Here is a 23,759-nt window from a genome sequence, read left to right on the forward strand (position 1 = left end):
TCGGGCGCGGGTGCTTAGCCGTGCAGGTCCTGAGCGTGGCTCGTGCTTGAGCGGACGGTCTCGGTCTCCGGCGTCTGGGCAACGGCGGCGACCAGCGAGATGATCTTCTTGCGCAGCACCGGGTCCGTGATCTTCAGGAAAGCGCGGTTGAGCGCGATCCCTTCCTTCGACGAAACGAAGGACGAGATTTCGCTCGGCTCGCGTGTTGTGTCGCCGTTGCGTGCGCCGGCAGGGTCTTCACCCTCCTGGAAGAAGAAGCTCGGGTGCACGCCGAGGATATCGGCGATCGCCTGCAGACGGCTCGCGCCGATGCGGTTGGTGCCTTTTTCGTACTTCTGTACCTGCTGGAATGTGATCCCGAGACCGTCGGCCAGCTTCTCCTGGCTCAGTCCGGCCATCAACCGACGCATCCTGACGCGGGAACCGACAAAGACATCGATCTGGCTGGGGGCTTTCGTGTTCACTTGTATTTCCTCCGCACGTAGGAGTGGTCAAATCATACATATGAGTTTGCTTGAATAAATGACTCTATGCAATCACTACGGGCTAAAACACAAAGATTTGCGACGCTTTAATGAATTTGCCCGGGGAGACGGGATAGCGACCGTCGCGATCGGGACAGAAGCGGGCAACCTGAAGGACCGGGGAGGGGCGGTGAAACGGCATGCGCCCCTGCGGCGCTCCGAATCGTTCCGGTATCCGGCATTTGCTGCGGCACGTTCCGCTCCGTTGTGTCTAACTTCTCGGTGACCCGTTACGGTCGCCGTTACTGTTACGTACTTGCGCTGTGGCGATGGGCAAAGATGTCTATGGCTCAATCAGTTCCGGTGCCAGCTTCGGCTTCAGTCGTTGCGGGCGCGGGTCGGCCGCCCGGGATCTCGGAGAACCGTAATGCGCAGACTGACACTCGCCTTCACCCTCCTCGCGATTGCCGCGGTTCCGGCGCAGGCCGGGCCGGCAACGACGAGCGCCTCAGTCAATTTCCGGGAAGGACCGGGAACCGGCTTCAACAGTCTGGGGACGATCGCCGAGGGAACCGAGGTCGATGTCAAGGAATGCGACGATGCGGGCACCTGGTGCGCGGTAAGCTTCAATGGCCAGAACGGCTTCGTGAGCGGCAAGTACCTGAACGATGCCGATCCCAAGGGGCTCGGTTGGCCGCGCGCCTACAAGACCGATAGTGGCGCGACCATCACGCTCTATCAGCCGCAGATCAACGCCTGGAAGGATTTCACCGAACTCGATGCGCTGATCGCCGCCGAATACAAGCAGTCCGACGACGCCAAGCCGATCTTCGGCGTGGTTGGCGTTACCGGCAAGACCGATGCCGACAGCGCCTCCGGCCAGGTCGTCGTTTCTGATATCAAGATGACCGAGATCAACTTCTCCGTCCTCGACCGGAAGGAACTGGCGGATCTGACGCTCGAGGTCGGCAAGCTGATGCCGGTCGGGACGATCACCATTTCGGAGGACAAGCTGACGGCGAGCCTCGCCGACTACCAGCGGCTCGGCAATGTCGAGGGGTTGAAGGCCGACGCGCCGCCGATCTTTATCAGCAAGAAGCCGGCGATCCTGGTGCAGACCGACGGCAAGGCCGTGTTTGCCCCGGTCAAGGGCGTCGAGGGGCTCTCCTTCACGGTCAACACCAATTGGGATCTGTTCAAGGTCGAGGCTGACGCCACTTATTACCTGCGCAACGACAAGTCATGGCTGCAATCGAAGGATCTCGCCTCGGGATGGCAGTCCGCCTCGTCGCTTCCCGACATACTCAGCAAACTGCCGGACGACGACAACTGGAAGGATGCCAAGGCGGCGATCCCGCCGCAGGCGGACAAGGTGATCGTGCCCGACGTGATCTATTCGGACAAGCCGTCGGAACTGCTCGCCTTCGACGGTGAGCCGAAACTCGAACAGGTGCCGGGCACCGGTCTCAAGGTTGCGACCAACACCGAGAGCGACGCCTTTTACCGTGACGCTGACTCAAGCTGGTACATCCTCGTATCCGGTCGCTGGTTCGCGAGCACCGCGCTCGACGGCCCCTGGACCTTCGCGACGCCCAAGCTGCCGCAGGACTTCCAGAACATTCCGCAGGATGCCGCCTATTACATGGTGCGCGCGTCCGTTCCCGGTACCTCCGAAAACGCAGAGGCGCGGCTGAAGGCGAGCATCCCCGAAAAGGCGCGTGTCTCGCTCGATGGCTCCGTCACGGTGGACGTCGCCTATAGCGGCGACCCGAAGTTCGAAACGATCGACGGGACGTCCCTGACCTACGCGGTCAACACCAACGAGACCGTCATCAAGGTCGGCGACAAGTATTTCGTGCTGAAGGACGGGGTCTGGTTCGTCGGCGATGCACCGACCGGGCCGTTCGCTGTGGCAAAGGCGGTGCCGGACGAGATCTATACCATCCCGCCGTCGTCGCCGATCTACAATGCCACCTATGTGCGCATCTACGATACCGAGCCCGACGCGGTCTGGTTCGGCTATACGATGGGTTACCTGGGTGCCTATCTCGCCTGGGACACCTTCGTCTACGGCACCGGCTGGTACTATGACGACTATTGGGATTACGGCTGGGCCGGTGGCGGTTACTGGCCCTATTATCCACGCCCGGTAACCTATGGCGTCGGCGCCTTCTATAATCCGGCCATCGGTACGTTCGGCCGCTATGGATATGCCTACGGGCCCTATCGCGGCATTGCTGCCGGTGCGGCCTACAATCCGCGCACGGGCACCTATGTTCGCGGCGTGGCCGGCTACGGACCGAACGGAGACCGCGGCTTCGTCGCCGCCTACAATCCACGCACAGGCAACGCGGCGATCGCTCGCGGCGGACATAACGTCTACGGAAGCTGGGGCACCGCGTCCGTCAAGCACGGATCCGATTTTGCCCGCATCAGCGGCGGCTCGACCGCCAATGGCGCCGGCGTCAATTGGCGCACGTCGGACGGGAACCATGGCTTTGTCGCCGGCGGCAAGGGCGGCGACGTCTATGCCGGCCGTGACGGAAACGTGTATCGTCGTGACGACGGACGATGGCAAAAGCATACGCCCGACGGTTGGCAGCCAGTCCAGAAGCCTTTGATCCAGGATAGGACCAAGGCGGGCGAGCAATTCTCCGCCAATCATCCGGATGCAGCGGAGAACATCAACCAGAGGATCGAGACGCGGCAGCAGGCCGGCCAAGGTGTGGCGCAGGCTGCCCGCGAGCGTGCCCCCGACCATCTGGCGATCGACAATATCGGCCGGCAGCTCGGCAACCAGCGCAGCTTCGAGCGGCAGTCGTTCGATCAGCGGCCGCTGAATTTCCCGACCGGTGGCGGTGGCGGCTTTGACCGCCCGGGCGGCTTCGGGGGCGGCGGCTTTGACGGCGGCGGTTTCCAGGGTGGTGGTGGATTTGGCGGTGGGGGTGGCTTCCATGGTGGAGGCGGTTTCCACGGAGGCGGTGGGTTCCACGGTGGCGGTGGCTTCCGTCGCCGCTGACCGCGTCGCATTTGGCGTTGACGCAACAGCCCGGTGGTATGTTAGCCTTTGTAAAGATTGGGAGTCGTGCCGGTCGGGGGACGGGCATGTTCGTCGGGGGTGATGAGAATGGGCTGTGTCGGGTCGTCGGGTCGCTTGCTTATGGGGCCGCTCTTTGGTCTCCTTGCTTTTCTTTCCGCTGTTTTCGGGCTGGTTTCGCCAGGGCTGGCGCAGGAAGCCGCGCCGGCGGCTCCGCCCGCAAAGGTCCAGCAGCTGATCCAGCTTCTCGATGATCCGGAAGTGAAACAGTGGCTGTCGACGAAACAGGCCCCGCCCGCCACTGCGGCCGAAGCTCCGGCCGGAACGCCCGCAACCGGTGTCGTGGCGCGTTGGACCGCCGAAATCAGGCGTCATCTGACCGGCATCGGCAACGCCGTGCCGCGTGTCCTTCCGGAAATGCAGGCGGCGCGCCAGCGCCTTTCCGGCGACATGGAGAGCCATGGCGCCGCTCCCATCCTCAAAGGGTTTTTCCTGATCCTGGCGATCGGCTACGGCGCCGAATATCTCCTGCGCTGGCTGCTCGGACGCAGCCTGAAGGGGGCGGTGCTGACGGGGCCGGCCCGCACCATGCTCACACGGCTTCTGCCGCTTATCGTTTTTGCGGCTGCCAGCATGTCGGTGCTGGCGATCGCCGACTGGCCGACGCGGCTGGAAACGACGATCGCGCCGCTGCTCGGCGCCTGGATCGGAGCACGCCTTTTGATGATCATCGCCTCGGCGGTCCTGACGGGGGGACCGGTCAACGAGGGGAATGCGGACGGGCGAGGCGGTTACCTCTCGCTCACGCCCGATGAGGCCAGCTTCTGGCACCGGCATGCCCTATGGCTGATCGGTGGCGGGGCGCTCGTCTGGGGTGTCGGCGACGCGATGAGCGCGTTGTCGATTTCCGCGGACGTGCGCAATCTCATCACCGCGCTTCTTGGGCTCGTGGTCCTCGCGCTCGGGATCCTCACAGTCGTGCGGCGTCCGGTGGGGGCCGTTGTCGGTTCGCGCCGTATCGTCGGCAACGTGTTCCTGGTTGCGTTCCTGATCGTGCTTTGGCTGCTTTGGGTCGCCGGCATGGACGTGCTGTTCTGGATCGGCCTTTACGTGATCGGCTTGCCGCCGCTGCTGCGTTTCACGAGCGCCTTTACCAAGACGATGCTGGATAGCTCGGCAGAGGACGATGCGCGCGTGGTGCGCAACATCTTCATCGAGCGCGGGGCACGGCTGCTGGTCATCGCGCTTGCCGCCGGCTGGCTGGCGCTCGTCTTCAAGGTCAGCGCCACGTCTATGATGCAGGACGACGCCTTCAATCGGGTGTTCCGCGGCGTCCTGGCGGGTATCGTCATCCTGCTGGCTGCAGATCTGGTCTGGCAGCTCGTCAAGGGTTTCATCAACCTGCGCGTCAAGCAGGCCAATCACGCGACCGAGGATCCGGCCGAGCGCGCCCGCAACACCCGCCTGATGACGTTGCTGCCGATCCTGCGTAACTTTCTGGCAGCCTTCATCGCGATCGTGGCCGTGCTGATGGTGCTCTCCGGCCTTGGGGTGGAAATCGGCCCGCTGATTGCCGGCGCCGGTGTCTTCGGCGTGGCGATCGGCTTCGGCTCGCAGACGCTGGTCAAGGACGTCATCAGCGGCATCTTCTATATGATGGACGATGCCTTCCGCATCGGCGAATACATCCAGAGCGGCAGCTACAAGGGCACGGTCGAATCCTTCAGCATTCGCTCGGTCAAGCTCCGGCATCATCGCGGTCCCGTGTTCACGGTGCCTTTCGGCTCGCTCGGCGCGGTGCAGAACATGAGCCGCGACTGGGTGATCGACAAGTTCCTGATCAACGTTTCCTTCGATGCCGACGTCGCCAAGGTGAAGAAACTGGTGAAGGGCATCGGCGCCAAGCTGCTCGAAGATCCGGATATCGGGCCGCTGATCCTGGAAACGGTCAAGATGAAGGGTGTCGAGAACTTTGGCGACTACGGCATGACCTTGAGTTTCGCCATGAAGACGAAGCCGGGGGCACAGACCCAGGTCCGGCGCCGGGCGCAGGTGATGATCAAGGAATCCTTCAAGGAAAACGGCATCAACTTCGCCTCGCCGACCGTGCAGGTGGCGGGCGACGAGCAGCAGCAATCCGTCGCCGCGGCCGCCGCGACCCGCGACGCCATCGCCAAGAAGAATGCGGCCGCCGCGCTTGGCGAAGGCGGTCCGCCGCAGGAATAGCATTTCGGCAACAGGGTTCTCGGGCTGGGGGCTGACATGAAACGCGTTCTCTTGGGGCTGCTGCTTCTCGTGTTCTTCACGGGAAGCGGCGCCTTGGCACAGTCGAATGAGCAATTCCTTCGCTCGATGTTCGTCCCCCACAAGGACGACTTCGACGGCATGGAAAAGCGGCGCGTGATCCGCATCATCGTGCCTTTCAGCAAGACCATCTATTTCCTCGATCGTGGCCAGCAATTTGGCACGGCCGTCGACTTCGGAACGGCGCTCGAAAACGAACTCAACAAGGGGAAGAAGAAGCAGATCGACAAGATCCGCGTCGGGTTCCTGCCGATGCCGCGGGCGCGTCTGCTCTCGGCGCTCGAAGAAGGGCTTGGCGATATCGTCATGGCCAATCTGACGATAACCGAGACGCGGCTTGCAAAGGTCGATTTCACCGCGCCGCTGTTCGACGAAGCCAAGGAGGTGCTGGTCACCGGCCCTTCGGCGCCGGCGATCACAAGCGTCGACGATTTGAGCGGGCAGGAACTGCATGTGCGCCGATCGAGCAGTTATTACGAGCACCTGGCGGCGCTCAGCGCCGGCTTCGAAGAGGCCGGTCGCGCGCCGATCACGCTGAAGGACATGGATGAGAACCTCGAGGACGAAGACGTCCTGGAGATGATCAATGCCGGCCTGCTGCCCTGGACGGTCGTCGACAAATACAAGGCGGACATCTGGGTGAAGGTGTTCACCGACCTCGAGGTGCGCGACGACATCGTCGTTTCCGACCACGGGGAGATCGCCTGGGCGATCCGCAAGGGCAGCCCCAAGCTTAAAGGTGTGCTCGACGACTTCGTCAAGACCCACAAGGTCGGGACGACCTTCGGCAACATCCTGAGGAGCACCTATTACAAGGGCGACAAGATGCTGAAGCGCGCCTATGCGCCAGCCGATGTCGAACGTTTCAAGCAGCTCGTGGAAATCTTCCGCACGCACGGGAAGACCTATTCCTTCGACCACCTGATGCTGATGGCGCAGGGCTACCAGGAGTCGCAGCTTGATCAGTCCCGCCGCAGCCACAGGGGCGCGGTCGGCATCATGCAGTTGCTGCCATCGACCGCTGCGGACAAGGCCGTCAACATTCGCGGCATCGATAAGGACGAGAACCTCAACGTCGAAGCGGGCTCGAAATATCTGCGCTACCTTGTCGATACCTACATCGACGACCCGGCCGTCACGCCGAAAAACCAGATGCTGTTTGCCTTCGCGGCCTACAATGCCGGACCGGGGAACCTGCGCAAGTTCAGGGCCAAGGCCAAGGATATGGGGCTCGACCCGAACCTCTGGTTCGGCAATGTCGAGAATGCGGCGGCGGCGATCGTTGGGCGCGAGACGGTGCAATACGTCAGCAATATCTACAAATACTATGTCGCCTATAGCCTGCTCTCGGAGCATGATACGGAAACCACGGTCGAGAAGGCCGGCAGCACAGGGGTGGCTGCAACGCCTTAGCGAACGCGGCGGCGCGATCTGGCCGCGCTGGAAGAAGAGAAACGAAACAAGGAGTGGCAGGCACGGAGCGGTCCACGGACGGCGATGGGGCTGCCAGGTGATCATGGTGAAAAACATCCGCAGCCTTGGCGGGCTGTTTGGCCTGCTTGCTCTGTCCGCGGTGACGCTTGCGGGCTGCACGACGCCGGACCTGGAGCCGATCCCCGGCAGCATCACCTATGGCGGGCAGCCGCGCACGAAGCTGACGAAGGCGCCCGTCGGCAGCATCGTCCCGCACCGCTTCACGAGCGGCAACAGCTTCGTTCAGGAAACCTATGTCATCGAGCCGGACCGTTCGCTGAAACTGATCCGCCGGGACTACTACGATTTGCCGATCGACCGATGAACCGCTGGCGGTCGGGCCTGGTATCCCCTTGGCTGCAGATGGCGGCGCGGACGCATGCTTTCCTCTCCCGCGATCCCACCGGAATGCGGCAAGCTCCCGGCGCGGTCGGTTGACAGGCCGCCGCGGAGAAACGATAGCTCGCTGCGGATGAAGATCGCCTTTTACGCACCGCTGAAATCCCCTGACCATCCCGTGCCTTCGGGTGATCGCTTGATGGCGCGCATGCTGGTTGCAGCACTCCGTGCGGGAGGGCACGAGGTCGCGGTCGTCTCGGACCTGCGCAGCTTCATGGCGGCCGCGTCGGACGTAGATTTTCGTGAACTGGAGCAAGCGGCGGCAGGTGAGATCACCCGCCTCCGGCAGGGCTGGATGCGCGACGGCGCCCCCGATCTATGGTTCTGCTACCATCCCTACTACAAGGCGCCGGACCTGCTCGGCCCTTCGCTTTCCGCCGAATTCACCATCCCCTACGTAACGGCAGAAGCCTCCTACTCGGCGCGGCGAAACGAGGGCGTGCGCGCGATCGCCCAACGCCACGTGCTCCAGGCCATCGAGCAGGCGGCAGTCAACATCTGCATGACGCGCCGGGACCGGGATGGCCTGCTGGAGGCCGCGCCCGACTGCCGCCACGCGATGCTTGCACCCTTCATCGATGCGGCCCCTTTCGTGCCGGGCGGCGGAAGCACGGATGACCTCTGCCGCATGGTCGTAGTCGCCATGATGCGCAGCGGCGACAAGCTGGACAGCTACCGCATGCTGGCGCAATCGCTGACACACATCGCCGATAGCCGCTGGACCCTGACGATCGTCGGCGACGGTCCGTGCCGCGACGAGGTGCAACAGGCCTTCTCGGCCTTGCCGTCCGACCGGCTGGACTGGCGCGGCGAAAGGAGCGCTGCCGATCTGCCGGCTATCCTTGCCGGCAGCGACCTCTACGTTTGGCCGGGCTGCGGCGAGGCCTATGGGCTTGCCTATCTCGAAGCTCAGGCGGCGGGCCTGCCAGTCGTTGCGCAGAATACCGCCGGCGTGCCGGAAGTGGTCAGGGACGGCGAGACAGGGATCCTTACGCCCGACGGCGATGCCACCGCCTTTGCGGCGGCGATGCGCGCGCTGATAGAGGATCCGGTCCTTCGGCGGAGATTGGGTACGGCTGCCGGACGGTTCGTCCACGACGAACGTTCCTTCCCTGCCGCGGCGCGGCGGCTGCGCACGATATTTGACGAGCATCTGGAGGCGACGGCATGAGACGACCCCATTGGCAGCAGCTTGCCGTCGCGCTCGACCGCGTGGCCGCGTCCGGTCGACAGGTTGATTTCTGGCTGCGGGACGACGACGCCGCCGAGCCGACGGCAGGTCTCGACCGCCTGTTGTCGCTGGTTGACAAGCACCTGGTTCCGGTGGTCATCGCCGTGCCGCCCGCGCTGACGGGCGAGGCGCTTGCGCGCCGCCTCGATGGACATGCCGGCGTCAGCGTCGCGGTGCACGGCTGGGCGCACCGCAACCATGCTCCGCCCGAGGAAAAGAAACAGGAACTCGGCGCGCACCGGCCACGCTCAACGGTTCTCGATGAACTCACGGAGGGTTACGCGCGTCTCCAGGCGCTGTTTCCGCGCAGCTTTGTGCCGATGCTGGTGCCGCCGTGGAACCGGATCGACGGCGCGCTTCTGGATGACCTGCCCGGGGTCGGTTTTGCGGCGCTGTCGGTCTTCGGTCCGGAAAAACCCTCGCTCTTCAAGCTCGTCAACACCCATGCCGATGTGATGGATTGGCAGGGAACACGCGGCTGCCGCGAGCACGCGGCGATTGTAGCAGACATCATCGCCAGGCTAAGGCAGATCTGCGGTGACGATGAAAAGAGGCGGGATCAGGCCGGGCGAACCATCGGAGTGCTCACCCATCATCTGGTTCACGACGCCGGCGTTTGGTCCTTCATGGAGGAGCTCTTCACGCTTACGGCCGCGCATCCGGCCTGTCGCTGGCGGACCGGAGCCGATCTCATAGCTTAATGATCCTTTCGCTGGCGGAAGCGTAGTTTGGCCAGCTGCCGCGACAAACAGTAGGGACGCTTGCCGCCATGTCAGGGAGGCGCGGCCGTCGGATGCGACGGCCCATGTTTTGCTGGAACACCACCTCAGCCGCTACCGGGTACGACAGTGTCGTCATCGTTGTCCGGCAGCAACCCTGAGCCGGGGGTCTTGGTCTTGTCGGTCAGTCGATCCTTTGCATGAGGACCTGCGGTTGGAAGATGCTGCCCACCCGACGGATCCTTGCCGGTTTCCTCGATCGCCTGCTGGGCCTTCTTGTCCTTGCTCATGCGGTGCTCCTTCTTTGGAAAGAAGGAATCCACGAGGCGTGAAATAGTTCCGGCCCGAATTTCGGGTAAAGGACATCCCGACGCGATTTCAGATGCTCAATCGAGCTCGACGATCTGTCCGTCGCGGGCGGCAAAGGCGCCGGGGAATGTCGCCTGGACATCGCGTTCCATGGCGGCCAACGCCTCATCGGTGCGCGACGGATCGTGGTGGAACATGGCGAGCTGCTTGACGCCGGCGGCCATCGCCAGTCGTGCGCCATGCATGCCGGTCGAGTGTCCGTAACCCTGAAAATGCTCCATCTCGCTTTCGAGATAGGTGCAGTCGTAGACGAACAGGTCGGCCCCGGCGATCAGTTCGAGCACGCCGGGATCGAGGACGCCCGGCTCGTGCTCGGTATCGTAGACGAGAGCGACGGCGCGGCCGTTCCATTCGATCCGATAGCCGACGCAGCCACCGGGATGGTTGAGGCTCGTCGTGCGGATGGTGACGCCGGCACGCGGGGTCAGCACGTCACCGGGTTTGAAGTCCATGCCGTCGAGGCTCGCTTGACAGATGTCGGGATCGACCGGGAACCATGGTGGGCGCATGAAATCGCGGATCATCTCCCGCGTGGTCATGGTGCCGTGCAGATGGCCAGACCAGAAGCGCACCGAATTGCGACATTTGTAGATGGGTTTGAAATAGGGAAGACCGATAATGTGGTCGTAGTGGCTGTGAGTGAAGAACAGATCGAACTCTTCGACGCCTTCGTCGATCAGCGCATAGCCAGCCTCGCGCAGGCCAGAGCCGGCATCGAACAGCAATACGTCCTTGCCGCATCGAATTTCGATGCAGGATGTATTTCCCCCATAGGCGACGTATTGTTGGCCGGAGACCGGCAAACTTCCTCTTACGCCCCAGAACCGCACTCGAAAGTTGTCGTCACGCATTCAGTTTCGGCTTCACTACGCACGCTTGGACCATTTTGATCCTTGTGTGACTGTTAAACAAGCACAGATGGCCACACCCCTGCAATGCCATGGGTTATTATTTGGAAACTAACCATCGCGTCGCCAAGTCCCCCTCCGGCCAAATCCGCTCCTCGCCTATCTTCTAGGCTGCAGAAACGGACTGAGGTGTCTCCTTGGTAACAGCCAATGAAACTTTTTGTTGCGCTCCCGCGTGAATTATCTGACGAACGTTAAGGGCGAGCGAAGATCGAGGCGCTGATGGCTGAGGCAATGGAAGGCCGATTTTACGATAGCGTGCCGTTGTTCGACGCCTTCGAAGGCGTCGCGGACGAAGCGAATTACCGGCCGTTGCCGGATGGCTGGCTGCTGGCCGTGGCCGATATCGTCAACTCGACCGGTGCGATTGCCGACGGCCGCTACAAGACGGTCAACATGGCCGGCGCCAGCGTCATATCCGCCCTGATGAACGTGCTCGAAGAAAAGACGATGCCCTTCGTATTCGGGGGGGATGGCGCCTTGGCGGCGCTGCCGGCATCAATGGCCGACAGGGCCCGCGACGCGCTGGCCGCGGTGAAGACCTGGGTGGCGGAGGAACTTGACCTTGAGTTGCGGACCGCGCTCGTTCCGGTCAGCGACATCCGCCAGCACGGGCTCGACATGCGTGTCGCCCGCTTCAAGGCCAGCGACGAGGTTTCCTACGCGATGTTTGCGGGCGGCGGGGCAAGCTGGGCCGAGGCGGCAATGAAGGCCGGGCGCTATCACGTCGCGGCAGCGCCTGCCGGCAGCCGGCCGGACCTGACCGGCCTTTCATGTCGCTGGAACTCGATCGAGTCCTGCCACGGCACGATCGCCTCGATCATCGCGGTGCCGGGGGCGAAGGGCAACGGACCGGAGTTCCAGGCGCTGATCGCCGACATCGTCGCGCTTGCCGACGAGGAAGATCGCGGCGGGCACCCCGTTCCCGAGCTTGGGCCGACCGCGCGGCTCTCGTTCCAGGGGATCGACATCGAGACGCGTGCGGCCGCTCCGCGAGGGCGACGTTTCCTGAAACGTTGCATTATCACCGTGCAGACGCTGGCACTTTTCGTCTGCCTTCGCATGGGCTGGAACTTCGGTCCTTTCGATACGAACCGGTATCGCCGCGACCTTGCCGACAACACCGACTTCCGTAAATTCGACGACGGCCTGAAAATGACGATCGATATCAGTGCCCCGTGCCTCGAACGGATCGAGGTGCGGCTGCAGCGGGCAGAGGCAGAGGGCGTCGGACACTATGGCCTGCACCGGCAGGATTCGGCGCTGATGACCTGCATCGTGCCGACGCCGATGACCCGCGACCACATACACTTCGTCGACGGCGCCTCTGGAGGCTATGCGGTGGCGGCGAGCAATCTCAAGGCCGCGCTGGCGCGCAACAAGGCTACTCAACCCTTTGCGGGTGGCGCCGGCTAGCTGTTGTGGCCACAGGGATGCGCACGACCGTTGCGCTATGCCTTGATAATGTGGCTGCCCGTCAGGCCGTTTCGATGGAAGACGTTGCGGGTATCGACGACGAGCGGCGCCCACTTGGCGAGGGCTGCGTAGTCCACCTGGTCGTGGTCGGTGGCGATCAGCACGGCGTCGAACGCCGCCACCGTGGGCTCGTCGAGCGTCACTGAACTCCGGCCCTTCAGAGCGGCATATTCGCGCGTCGGCGGGATCTCGGTAACGTAGGGGTCGTGATAGGCGGTGTGGCCGCCGCGCTCCTCGATCAGTTCGATCAGGCGCAACGATGGGCTCTCGCGAATATCGGGAACGTTCTTCTTGTAGGCGAGGCCGATGACGAGAACGGTGGAGCGGCTGAGCGCCTTGCCGGCGTGCCGGTCCAGCGCCTCGGCCAGTCGGCTGACGACGTGGCGCGGCATGGCCGAGTTGATCTCGCCGGCAAGCTCGATGAAACGCGTCGGCAGTTCGTATTCGCGCGACTTCCAGGTGAGGTAAAAAGGGTCGATCGGAATACAGTGGCCGCCGAGGCCGGGGCCGGGATAGAACGGCATATAGCCGAACGGCTTGGTTTTGGCGGCCTCGATCACTTCCCAGACGTCGATGCCCATCGCCTCGTAGACAATCTTCAATTCGTTGACGAGCGCGATGTTGACCGAGCGGAAGATGTTTTCGGTGAGTTTCACGGCTTCCGCCGTGGCGTTGGACGAGACCGGAACGACCGTCTTGACCACGGAAGCGTAGAACGCCTCCATCAGCTTTGCCGCCTCGGGGCCGTCGCCGGCGACGACCTTCGGAATGCTCACGGTCTCATAGACCGGGTTGCCCGGGTCTTCGCGCTCGGGTGAAAAGCCGACGAAAAATTCGGCGCCGGACTTGAACCCGGTTTCCTCGAGGATGCTGCGCACGATGCCATCGGTCGTACCGGGGTAGGTGGTCGATTCCAGGACGATGAGCTGCGCGGGACGCAGGGTTGCGGCGATCGCGCGCGACGTCTTTTCGACAAAGGAAAGGTCCGGGTCGCGATATTTGGTCAGGGGCGTCGGCACGCAGATGATGATGACGTCGCAGCCGGACAGTTCGAGGAAATCCGTCGTGGAACGGAAACGGCCAGCACCGCTCTCCCGGGCAAGGACAGCGTCCGAGACCGCCCCGATGTAGGACTTGCCCGCATCGAGCGCGACGATCTTGCCGGGATCAATGTCGAAACCGATGACGGAATAGCCCGCGCGCGCTGCCGCAATCGCCAATGGCAGGCCGACATAGCCGAGCCCGATGACGCCGGCCTTGGCGCTCCGGGCGGAGATGGACGACAGCAGGCTTTCGAAATGAGGTGAGGTCAAGTTTCGGTTCCGGATCTCGTGGACAGACAGGCGCGGCGCGCGAACATGTCGTGGTTTGTTGGAGAGAAACAAGCCCCAAGTCAAGCGAGGCCCGGCACCAGGGCCGCTGGCAGGCCGTTGAGCCGGCTATCAAATCTTCATGCTGCAACAGGTCGGAAAAATCTTCGTTCGCCTCTGGAAATTGGCGGCGCGCGTGAATATCTGCAACATATAAGTGCCGCATTCCGGGTGCCTGCACGTCATCGACGCCGGAATCGGTTGGAGCATTTTCTTAACGGGCACGGCTCATCATCATCCACCGCGAACATGAACCGGCAAATTGCCGGGGCGTTCGCCGTCTCCGGATGCTGACGCGGGACGGTCTGTCATGCGAGGACGCGAAATGGGCCCGACGAACGACAACGTATCCGAAATCCTCATCGACAAGGTCGCCGACTGGCTGATGCGCACATCGCTGAGCGACGCGCCGCTGGAGACGATCGTCAAAGGCTTCTGCGAGCGGCTGGCGGCCGCCGGCTTGCCGCTGATGCGCGTCCATCTTTCCTTCTCGATGCTGCACCCGCTTTACGATGCTCTGGGCTTCACCTGGGTGCGCGGCAAGGGCGTGGAGGTCAGCGGCCTTCGGCACGAGGAACTGGCGCTTAATCCCGAGCGGTTCCTGCAGAGCCCCTACTATTACCTGCTCAACAACAATCTCGAGCATGTCCGCCGGCGCATCTACCAGGATACGCCGTCCGAGTTCCCGATCTTCGACGACCTCAAGGAAATGGGGGCGACGGACTATCTGGCCTTCATGCAGTCGCTCGGCGCCGATTCCGGCCATGGCATGGTCGGGTCCTGGACGACGGATCGCCATGGCGGCTTCACGGACGATGTCATTGGCGCGCTTTTGAAGCTGCAATATCATCTGGCAGTCGCGGCGAAGATGGCGGTGCTCGGTAAACTCGCCGACAACATGCTGACCACCTATCTCGGCTCCAGCGCTGGCCGGCGTGTGATGAGCGGCCAGGTTCGCCGCGGCGACGGCGAGACCGTGCGCGCCGTCCTCGTCATGGGCGACATGCGCCGCTCGACGATGCTGGCAGAAAAGGAAGGGCGTCAGTCCTATATCGAGACCCTGAACACCTATTTCGATGCGATCGCAGCCCCCTTCAATCGCAACGGTGGCCATATTCTGAGCTTCGTCGGTGACGGCTTCATCGCCGTCTATCCCTGTGGGCGCCACAAGGAGCCCTCGGAATTTGCCGCCCGCGAGGCCTTTGCCGCCGTGCGCGCGGCAACCGCACGCATGGACATGCTGAACGGCGAGCGGCGCAAGCAGGCACGCGATCCGATCGGCTACGGCATCGGTCTGCATGTAGGCAACGTGATGTTCGGCAATGTGGGCCTGCGCGACCGGCTGACGTTCTCGGCCTTCGGCTCGGCCGTCAACGAAGTCCAGAGGTTGCAGAACCTGACCAAGAAATACGCCCACAGCGTCGTCGCGAGCGAAGCCTTCGTCAATTATTGCGGCGGCGACTGGACGGCCCTCGGCCAGGAAAAGCTCCGCGGCGTGCGGCAGAAATTCACGATCCTCTACCCCAACGACGCTGCCTTGCTCGCAAGGGCCGATGAACGCTTCGACGACGTGTTGCAGGATGGACTTTCCGAGGCGGAGCATGTCATGCTGCTTCATCGCAATACGCGTCCGCTCCAGCCGCCGCGCGGCCTTATCGACAAGATGCTTCAATAGGGGGAAGAATGTTTCGCACCGTCCTTTTCGTCGCTTCCATCGTCATGGCCGGGAGCGCGATGGCGCAGCCATGGGAAACCAAGCTTTCCGACGACTTCGAGGGGCGGGGTTTTGCGCCTGAGGGCGGGCTCTACTATCGCGAGAACTTCGAGCAGACCGCCGGCACGGTGGAGTTTCAGAACGAGGTCAAGCATAACGGTAATGGCGCGCTCAAGCTGAGCGTCGTTCCGACCTGTCCCGATTCGCTCGACGGTTGCAGCGAGCGGGCAGAGATCTGGGAAAAGACGGCGCTGCGCGTGCCATACGACCAGGGCGTCTGGTATGGTTTCGCGGTCAAGTTTGCCGACCCGATCCCGAATGAGGACCATCGTTATCTGATCGCCCAGTGGAAGCGCGAGATCGATCCGGGTGCCGAGGGCGATTTCAGCCCGTTCCTTGCCTTGAGGCTCGAGGCCGGCAAACTTTTCGCCACTGTGGAAACGAACTATATCGCGCCGCTCTGGGCCGGTCCTGAGGGGAAGCCGGCGAGCTGCAAACCGGGCGAGATCCCCGTATGGGGGCGGCCGGGCGTCAACCAGATGCGCATGCTGGTCGCCGCAGACAGCAACTGGGAGCTGATCGACGGCAGTCTCTTCAATGCATGCACCGATGCGATCAAGGTGACGAACCACGGCAATCCGTTGCCCGACCCGAAGTCCGGCTGGATCGATTTCGCGATCTACACGCTGCCGGGAGCCAATGGCACGGGTCGCATCGAACTCTTCGCCAACGACAAGCCGATCATCACGGTGACGGGCCATATCGGTCACGACGACAAGGGGCTCGGCAAGAACCAGTACTTCAAGTTCGGCCCCTACCGGGCGGCCGATAAAACCGACTGGACGCTGTTTTACGACGACTTCCGACGCTCGGCCAATTGCGCCGACGTGTTGAAGGGCGGTGCCTGCCCTTCGTTCTAACCATCTGAAGATGCAGGTGGGTAGAGCCTCGTCTGCAACCGGGTGTGCTGGACAGCCCTTGGAAGCTGCGCTAGTCTTTTTTTAGAGGCGGCGGATAAAAAGCAATGAGGGAAGCGTGCTGCTATGACATCTGGGGCGGACCTGCTTCGAGTTGAAGGTCTGCGGATCACATTCTCGGTGCTCGGCGGCGAAGTTCAAGCCGTCAATAACGCGAATTTCAGAATTTTGCCCGGCAAGGTGACGGCGCTCGTCGGCGAGTCCGGATCGGGGAAATCCGCAATCAGCCAGGCGGTGATGGGCATCTTGCCCAACGTCGCCAAGGTTGGTGGCAAAATTTTGTTCAACGACCCGACGACGGCTGCAAAGCCGATCGACCTGCTCTCGCTGGAGCGGGAAGGGGAGGAGATCCGCAGCCTGCGCGGCACGCGCATCAGCAAGATCTTCCAGGAGCCGATGACATCGCTGTCGCCGCTCCACACGATCGGAAACCAGATTTCCGAAGTGCTGAAGATCCACACCGACGCGGAAAAGGCGGAACGTCGGGCGCGAACGGAAGAGCTGCTCGGCTATGTGGGCTTTGCCAATCCGAAGCGCGCCTACGACATGTATCCGTTCGAGCTTTCCGGCGGCATGCGGCAACGCGCGATGATTGCCATGGCATTGATCTGCCGGCCGGCGCTGTTGATCGCCGACGAGCCGACGACAGCGCTCGACGTGACCGTTCAGGCGCAGATCCTGAAACTCCTGCGCGAGCTTCAGGTCAAGCTCAACATGGCCATGCTTCTGATCACCCATGACCTTGGCGTCGTCGCCAACATGGCCGACGAGGTTGTGGTGATCTATCACGGCCAGATCGTCGAGGCGGGTCCGGTCGAGGCGATCTTCCGCAACCCGCAGCATCCCTATCTCAAGGGCCTGATGGCCGCGGTTCCGCATTTCGACATGAAGCCCGGCGAGCGGCTGAAGGCACTGCGCGAAGTGCCGGTCAAGGCTGGAACGCTGCTCGGGACTTCGGCCGCCGACCGGCGCACCGGTCCCGACGTGCTTTTGTCCGTCCGCAATGTCTCGAAGACCTATGGAACGCGCAAATCGTCCTGGTTCGGTGGTGGCGAAGATACGCTGCATCGCGCCGTCGACGATGTCAGCTTCGACATCCGCCGTGGCGAGTGCCTCGGCCTCGTCGGGGAAAGCGGCTGCGGCAAGACCACCGTCAGCAAGATCCTGATGCGGGCCGTCACGCCCGACCAGGGCTCGGTGATCTTCGACAATGGCGAGGGGTCGGTCGATGTGCTGAAAGTGCAGGGCGACGACCTTAAGGCCATGCGGTCCAAGATCCAGATGGTCTTCCAGGATCCGGTCTCCTCCCTCTCGCCGCGCATGACGGTCAAGAACATCCTCAGCGAGCCACTCGAGATCCACGGGCGCGGAACGGGCAAATCGCGCGAAGAAACGGTGCGTTCGCTGCTGCAGGCCGTCGGTCTCGACCAGCGCTTCATTAATCGGTACCCGCACAGCTTCTCCGGTGGTCAACGCCAGCGCATCGGGATCGCGCGGGCTCTCGCGCTGGTGCCGGAGCTGCTGATCTGCGACGAGCCGGTTTCCGCGCTCGACGTCTCCGTCCAGGCGCAGATCCTCAACCTGCTGAAGGACCTGCAGAAGGAACTGGGACTGACCTGCCTGTTCATCTCGCACAATCTGGCTGTCGTCGACTATATGGCCGACCGCATCGCCGTGATGTGCGCCGGGCGTATCGTCGAGCTGGCACCGCGCGAGGTGCTGATGCGCAATCCTGTTCATCCCTATACCAAGTCGCTGCTGGCGGCGGTTCCTTATCCGGATCTCGACCGGCCGCTGGATTTCGAACTGCTGAAGGACAGCGAAGGTTCGGACATGCGGCGCTGGGGACCGCAGTTCCGGGACGATGATGCCGGCGACGCGCTGATCCCCGCGGATCTCGGTGGTGACCACATCGTGCTGGCGCGCCGGTCCGTGGATGCAAGGGAGTTGCGGCCATGATCACCCGCCGAACTGTACTGGCATTGCTTGCGACCGTGGCTCTGCCGACGCGGCTCTTTGCAGCTGCAGGCGAGCCCGCATTCTGGGAAAAGCAGATTGCCGACGGCAAGCTGCCGCCGCTTGCCGAGCGCCTGCCGAAGACGCCGCGTGTCATCAACGTCGCGGCCATGGGGCGCCAGCCCGGCAAGTACGGCGGCGAGGTGCGGATGCTGATCGGCAGCGCCAAGGACATCCGCCTGATGACGATCTACGGCTATGCCCGTCTGGTCGGCTTCGACGAAGCGTTGAAGATCGAAGCGGACGTTCTCGAAAGCTTCGAAACGGTCGAGGACCGCATCTTCACCTTCCACATCCGTGAAGGCCACAAGTGGTCCGACGGCACGCCGCTGACGTCGGAGGATTTCCGCTATTGCTGGGACGACGTTCTCAATAACGAGAAGCTGAGCCCGGCCGGGCTGCCGACGGCGCTGGTCATGGATGGCGAGGCCGCCAAGTTCGAGATCATCGACGAACGCACGGTGCGCTATTCCTGGTCGACACCCAATCCTGACTTCCTGCAGAAGCTCGCCGGCGCCCAGCCGATGGTGGTGGTGATGCCGTCGACCTACCTGAAACAGTTCCATGAGAAATATCAGGAAGAAGACAAGCTCAAGGCCCTGATGAAGGAGGAACGGGTCAAGAAATGGAGCCAGCTGCACATGCGCATGGCCCGTTCCTACCGCCCGGAAAACCCGGACCTGCCGACGCTGGACCCCTGGCGCAACACGACGCCGCTTCCGGCCGAACAATTCGTCTTCGAGCGCAATCCCTACTATCATCGCGTCGACGAGAACGGCCTGCAGTTACCCTATATCGACAAGTTCGTGCTCAGCGTCAGCTCGTCTGCGCTAATCCCGGCCAAGACCGGCACCGGCGAAAGCGACCTGCAGGCGACCGGTATCGACTTCGTCGACTACACCTTCCTCAAGGATTCCGAGAAGCGCTATCCGGCGAAAGTGCTGCTGTGGAAGAAGACGCAGGGCTCGCGCCTGGCGCTGCTTCCCAACCTCAACTGCTCGGATGCGGTCTGGCGGGCACTGCTGCAGGATGTGCGCGTTCGCCGCGCCCTGTCGCTTGCCATCGACCGCACCGAAATCAACAAGGCGGTGTTCTACGGGCTGACGAAGGAGAGCGCCGACACGGTGCTGCCCGAGAGCCCGCTCTTCCGGCCCGAGTTCGCCAATGCCTGGGTCGCCCACGATCCGGAACAGGCCAATGCGCTGCTCGACGAAGCGGGCCTGACCAAGAAGGACAGCGACGGCATCCGCATTCTCTCCGACGGCCGCGCGGCGCAGATCGTCGTGGAAACGGCCGGGGAAAGCACACTCGAGACGGACGTGCTGCAGCTCATCACCGACTACTGGCAGAAGGTCGGGATATCGCTCTTCATCCGGACCTCGCAACGCGACACGTTCCGCAGCCGCGCCGTCGGTGGCGAGATCATCATGTCGATGTGGTTCGGCATAGACAACGGCGTGCCGACGGCCAGCATGAACCCCGGCCAGCTTGCGCCGACCGCGGACGACCAGCTGCAATGGCCGGTCTGGGGGCTGAATTATCTTTCCCACGGCGAAATGGGCCAGGCCCCGGACCTTCCGGCAGCCGTGGAACTGACGGAACTGCTGCAGCGCTGGCGGCATTCGGCCGAAGACGCCGAGCGGACGGAGATTTGGAGCCGGATGCTCTCGATCTACACCGACCAGGTGTTCTCGATCGGCATCGTCAACGCCTCGCTCCAGCCGATCCTCGTGGCAAAGAAGCTGAGGAACGTGCCCGACACTGCGCTCTACGGCTTCGACCCCACGTGCTATTTCGGTGTCTACAAACCCGACACCTTCTGGATCGAACAGGAAGCCTGACATGCTGCGATATATTCTCTGGCGTATCGCGGCGATGGCTCCGACCCTCCTCATCATTTCCGCTCTTGTCTTCACCATCATCGAACTGCCGCCAGGAGATTACTTCGAGAGCTATGTTGCCGAGATCAAGGCGCAGGGCGAAGGCGTCGACATGGAGCAGATCGAGGCGCTCCGGAAGGAGTACGGCTTCGATCAGCCGCCGGTGCTGCGCTACGTCTACTGGCTCGGCGGCATGCTGCAGGGCGATTTCGGCTATTCCTTCGAATACGAGCTTCCGGTGAGCGCCGTCGTCGGCGACCGCCTGTGGCTGACGATCCTCGTTTCCTTCGTCACCATCATCTTCACCTGGCTGATCGCTTTCCCGATCGGCATCTACTCGGCGACCCATCAGTACAGCTGGGGCGACTATGGCCTGTCGCTGATGGGCCTGATCGGCATCGCCATCCCCAACTTCATGCTGGCGCTGATCCTGATGTACTTCGCCAATATCTGGTTCGGGATTTCCATCGGCCACCTGATGGACCAGAAATATCTCGCTGAACCCATGAGTTGGGAAAAGGCGAAATCGATCCTCGAACACATCTGGATTCCGGTCATCATCGTCGGCGCGGCGGGAACCGCCGGCATGATCCGGCGCCTGCGCGCCAACCTGCTTGACGAGTTGCAGAAACAGTATGTGGTGACGGCACGCGCCAAGGGGCTTTCGCCGATGCGCACGCTGGTGAAATATCCGCTGCGCATGGCGCTGAACTTCTTCATCTCGGATATCGGTTCGATCCTGCCGGCGATCATCTCCGGCGCGGAAATCACCGCGATCGTGCTTTCGCTCGAGACCACCGGCCCGATGTTGATCAAGGCGTTGCAGAGCCAGGACATGTATCTTGCCGGGTCGTTCCTGATGTTCCTGGCCTTCCTGACGGTGATCGGCGTGTTGATCTCCGACATCGCGCTCGCCATTCTTGATCCTCGAATTCGGCTGCAAGGCAGGAGCACCAAGTGACGTCATTTCTTCCGGCGCCCGGCGAGCCCATGCCGCACTACGTATCTACGGCTCCGTTCGACCCCTATTCCGTCGAGGCGATGACGGACGAGCAGGTGCGCGTCAACCAGGCTTCGCAGCTGCGGCTGATGTGGTGGAAATTCCGCCGTCACAAGCTGGCGCTTGCGTCCGGCGTTTTTCTCGTCGTGCTCTACCTGATGATCGTCGTCTGCGAGTTTCTGGCGCCCTATAACCTGCATACCCGGAATATGGACTATATCTATGCGCCGCCGCAGGCGGTGCATCTCTTCCATGAGGGCAAGTTCGTCGGTCCCTTCGTCTACGGCCGCACGATGACGCTGGACATGGATACGCTGAAGCGCAACTACGCCGACGATACCAACGATGTGCAGCCGCTTCGCTTCTTCTGCCGCGGCGACGGCTATCGCTTCTGGGGGCTGTTTGAAAGCAACGTGCATTTCGTCTGCCCGGCAACGGGCGGCGAGGCCTTCTTCCTCGGAACGGACCGCCTCGGGCGCGACGTGCTGTCGCGCATCATCTATGGCGCGCGGATTTCGCTGACGATCGGCCTTCTCGGCATTACCGTCAGCTTCGTGCTCGGCATCGTCATCGGCGGTCTTGCCGGCTACCACGGCGGCGTCTTCGATCTCATCGTCCAGCGTGTCATCGAGGTGCTGCAATCGATCCCCAGCATCCCGCTCTGGCTGTCGCTGGCGGCGATCATGCCGGCGACCTGGAGTCCAATCTTCATTTATCTGGCGATCACGATCATCCTCGGCCTGCTCGATTGGACCGGGCTTGCGCGCGCTGTCCGCTCGAAGCTGCTGGCCTTGCGTGAAGAAGACTATGTGCTTGCGGCCCAGCTCATGGGTGCAAGGAGCAGCCGCATCATCGGCCGGCACCTCGTGCCCGGTTTCATGTCGCATCTGATCGCCACCGCGACCATCTCTATTCCCGGCATGATCCTCGGGGAAACGGCGCTCAGCTTCCTTGGCCTCGGTCTCAGGCCGCCGATCACCAGCTGGGGCATTCTGCTGACGGAGGCGAAAAGCGTCAGCGTCATTGCCTTCTATCCCTGGCTCCTATTTCCCACAATTCCGGTCATTCTTGTGATTTTGGCGTTCAACTTCTTGGGAGATGGGTTGCGTGACGCGGCGGATCCCTACAAATGAAGCCCGGTTTGACGCAGCCATACGGCCCGCGTGAAACGGTTCATCGTACCCTGAGTGAAAGGTTTCTTGCATGATGCGGCGTTTTGAAGATGCCCGGATCCTCATGTATAGCCATGACACGTTCGGGCTCGGACACCTCAGGCGCTGCCGCACGATCGCGCATTCGCTGGTGGAAGACTATCGCGGCTTGAACATCCTGATCATTTCCGGGGCGACGATTGCCGGCGCGTTCGACTATCGCGCGCGCGTGGATTTCGTGAAGATCCCGAGCGTGATCAAGCTGCATAATGGCGACTACACCTCGCTCGACCGCCATATCGAACTCGATGAAACGCTGAAGATGCGCCAGGCGATCATTCGCCATACGGCAGAGACCTTCAAGCCGGACATCTTCATCGTCGACAAGGAGCCGATGGGCCTGCGCGGCGAGGTCGAGGAAACGCTGACCTATCTGAAAGCGCACGGCACGACGCTCGTCCTCGGCCTGCGTGAGGTCATGGATGCGCCGCACCTGCTCGAGGCAGAGTGGAAGCGGCGCGATACCATGCGCAAGATCGAGCAGTACTACGACACGATTTGGGTCTACGGCCCGCCTGATTTCTACGACCCCCTGACCGAACTCGACGTGCCGCCCGCGGTGCGCGAGCGCATGAACTTCGTCGGTTTTCTGCAGCGCAGCGTCCCGCGCGAGGAATTGCCGGGTCATAAGCCTCAGGGCGACTACATCCTCGTCACCACTGGCGGCGGCGGAGATGGGGCGGACCTGATCCACGACGTCATCCATGCCTATCAGCAGGATCCGGAGCTCACGCACAAGGCGCTGATCGTGCTAGGACCCTACATGCCGGTCAAGAAGCGGGAAAAGCTGATCCGCAAGGGCAGCAAGATCCCCTATATCAAGATCATCGAGTTCGACAATCGCATGGAAGAGCTCATTGCCGGCGCCAAGGGCGTCGTCGCCATGGGCGGCTACAACACCTATTGCGAAATCCTCTCCTTCGACAAGCCGGCGCTGATCGTGCCGCGCATCCAGCCGCGCGAGGAGCAACTGATCCGCGCGCGCCGGGCTGCCGAGCTGGGGCTGATCGAGATGCTTCTGCCGGACGAGGCGGAGGATCCGTTGCGGCTGGCGGCGGCGCTGAGGGCGCTGCCTTATCGTGAGCCACCGTCGAAAAGCGGCGCCAACGGCCTGCGGCTGGAAGGCCTCGTGCACATCTCCGAGATCGTCGGCAGATGGCTCGATCGGCCGTCGAGCGACCACCTGAACATCGTGAAGAAATCGAGCTGAA

At 62.6% G+C, this 23,759-nt stretch carries 18 protein-coding genes; 14 read left to right on the plus strand and 4 right to left on the minus strand.

The features are described 5' to 3' along the window. Positions 1-14 precede the first annotated feature (14 nt). The gene (locus tag FA04_RS21735; protein ID WP_034799168.1) at positions 15-464 is read right to left on the minus strand and encodes a helix-turn-helix domain-containing protein; all 450 of its coding nucleotides are present in this window, start codon (positions 462-464) and stop codon (positions 15-17) included. A gap of 427 nt (positions 465-891) precedes the next feature. Here FA04_RS21735 and FA04_RS21740 point away from each other — a divergent pair, with 427 nt between their 5' ends. From FA04_RS21740 to FA04_RS21765, 6 genes are all read left to right on the plus strand, one after another. After that, entirely contained in the window at positions 892-3,483 is a 2,592-nt protein-coding gene (locus FA04_RS21740) for an SH3 domain-containing protein (protein ID WP_051659487.1), read from the plus strand. 141 nt (positions 3,484-3,624) lie between these two features. After that, a complete protein-coding gene (locus tag FA04_RS21745) occupies positions 3,625-5,727 on the plus strand; it encodes a mechanosensitive ion channel family protein (protein ID WP_034799170.1) in 2,103 nt (700 codons plus the stop codon). Between the two features lie 36 nt (positions 5,728-5,763). Continuing rightward, a complete protein-coding gene (locus tag FA04_RS21750; protein ID WP_051659488.1) occupies positions 5,764-7,218 on the plus strand; it encodes an MltF family protein in 1,455 nt (484 codons plus the stop codon). A 103-nt stretch (positions 7,219-7,321) separates the two neighbouring features. Further along, positions 7,322-7,603 (plus strand): hypothetical protein, encoded by a 282-nt coding sequence (locus FA04_RS21755; RefSeq protein WP_034799172.1) that lies wholly within the window; start codon positions 7,322-7,324, stop codon positions 7,601-7,603. Positions 7,604-7,750: 147 nt separating this feature from the next. After that, complete coding sequence (locus tag FA04_RS21760; RefSeq protein ID WP_034799173.1) at positions 7,751-8,848, plus strand: glycosyltransferase family 4 protein; 1,098 nt, start codon at positions 7,751-7,753, stop codon at positions 8,846-8,848. Beyond that, positions 8,845-9,609 carry a polysaccharide deacetylase family protein gene (locus tag FA04_RS21765; protein ID WP_034799174.1) on the plus strand — a complete coding sequence of 255 codons (765 nt, stop codon included), beginning with the start codon at positions 8,845-8,847 and terminating at the stop codon, positions 9,607-9,609. Before FA04_RS21760 ends, FA04_RS21765 begins: the two co-directional genes overlap by 4 nt. Positions 9,610-9,734: 125 nt before the next feature. Here FA04_RS21765 and FA04_RS21770 read toward each other — a convergent pair whose 3' ends face one another. Further along, positions 9,735-9,917 (minus strand): hypothetical protein, encoded by a 183-nt coding sequence (locus FA04_RS21770; RefSeq protein ID WP_034799175.1) that lies wholly within the window; start codon positions 9,915-9,917, stop codon positions 9,735-9,737. Between the two features lie 96 nt (positions 9,918-10,013). Further along, a complete protein-coding gene (locus FA04_RS21775; protein WP_034799176.1) occupies positions 10,014-10,847 on the minus strand; it encodes an MBL fold metallo-hydrolase in 834 nt (277 codons plus the stop codon). 279 nt (positions 10,848-11,126) lie between these two features. Here FA04_RS21775 and FA04_RS21780 point away from each other — a divergent pair, with 279 nt between their 5' ends. Next, the gene (locus tag FA04_RS21780) at positions 11,127-12,320 is read left to right on the plus strand and encodes a DUF3095 domain-containing protein (protein WP_034799177.1); all 1,194 of its coding nucleotides are present in this window, start codon (positions 11,127-11,129) and stop codon (positions 12,318-12,320) included. Between the two features lie 35 nt (positions 12,321-12,355). Here the strand turns inward: FA04_RS21780 and FA04_RS21785 are convergent, their stop codons facing one another. After that, positions 12,356-13,693 (minus strand): nucleotide sugar dehydrogenase, encoded by a 1,338-nt coding sequence (locus tag FA04_RS21785; protein WP_034799179.1) that lies wholly within the window; start codon positions 13,691-13,693, stop codon positions 12,356-12,358. A 382-nt stretch (positions 13,694-14,075) separates the two neighbouring features. Between FA04_RS21785 and FA04_RS21790 the strand changes: the two genes are divergently transcribed. From FA04_RS21790 to FA04_RS21820, 7 genes are all read left to right on the plus strand, one after another. Next, positions 14,076-15,425: an adenylate/guanylate cyclase domain-containing protein gene (locus FA04_RS21790; RefSeq protein ID WP_034799181.1), complete on the plus strand. Its 1,350-nt coding sequence runs from the start codon at positions 14,076-14,078 to the stop codon at positions 15,423-15,425. A gap of 8 nt (positions 15,426-15,433) precedes the next feature. Further along, positions 15,434-16,384 (plus strand): polysaccharide lyase family 20 protein, encoded by a 951-nt coding sequence (locus tag FA04_RS21795; RefSeq protein WP_034799183.1) that lies wholly within the window; start codon positions 15,434-15,436, stop codon positions 16,382-16,384. A gap of 123 nt (positions 16,385-16,507) precedes the next feature. Then, positions 16,508-18,400 (plus strand): ABC transporter ATP-binding protein, encoded by a 1,893-nt coding sequence (locus FA04_RS21800; RefSeq protein WP_034799185.1) that lies wholly within the window; start codon positions 16,508-16,510, stop codon positions 18,398-18,400. Beyond that, positions 18,397-20,298, plus strand: a complete 1,902-nt coding sequence (locus FA04_RS21805; protein WP_034799188.1) for an ABC transporter substrate-binding protein — start codon at positions 18,397-18,399, stop codon at positions 20,296-20,298. The genes FA04_RS21800 and FA04_RS21805 overlap by 4 nt, the downstream gene beginning before the upstream one ends. Position 20,299: 1 nt before the next feature. Further along, the gene (locus FA04_RS21810; protein WP_034799190.1) at positions 20,300-21,298 is read left to right on the plus strand and encodes an ABC transporter permease; all 999 of its coding nucleotides are present in this window, start codon (positions 20,300-20,302) and stop codon (positions 21,296-21,298) included. Then, the gene (locus FA04_RS21815; RefSeq protein ID WP_090426408.1) at positions 21,295-22,470 is read left to right on the plus strand and encodes an ABC transporter permease; all 1,176 of its coding nucleotides are present in this window, start codon (positions 21,295-21,297) and stop codon (positions 22,468-22,470) included. Before FA04_RS21810 ends, FA04_RS21815 begins: the two co-directional genes overlap by 4 nt. 70 nt (positions 22,471-22,540) lie before the next feature. Then, on the plus strand, positions 22,541-23,758 hold the full coding sequence (locus tag FA04_RS21820; protein ID WP_034799192.1) for a glycosyltransferase family protein: 1,218 nt from the start codon (positions 22,541-22,543) through the stop codon (positions 23,756-23,758). Position 23,759 lies beyond the last annotated feature (1 nt).

Source organism: Ensifer adhaerens (assembly GCF_000697965.2).
In the GTDB taxonomy this organism is placed as follows: domain Bacteria; phylum Pseudomonadota; class Alphaproteobacteria; order Rhizobiales; family Rhizobiaceae; genus Ensifer; species Ensifer adhaerens.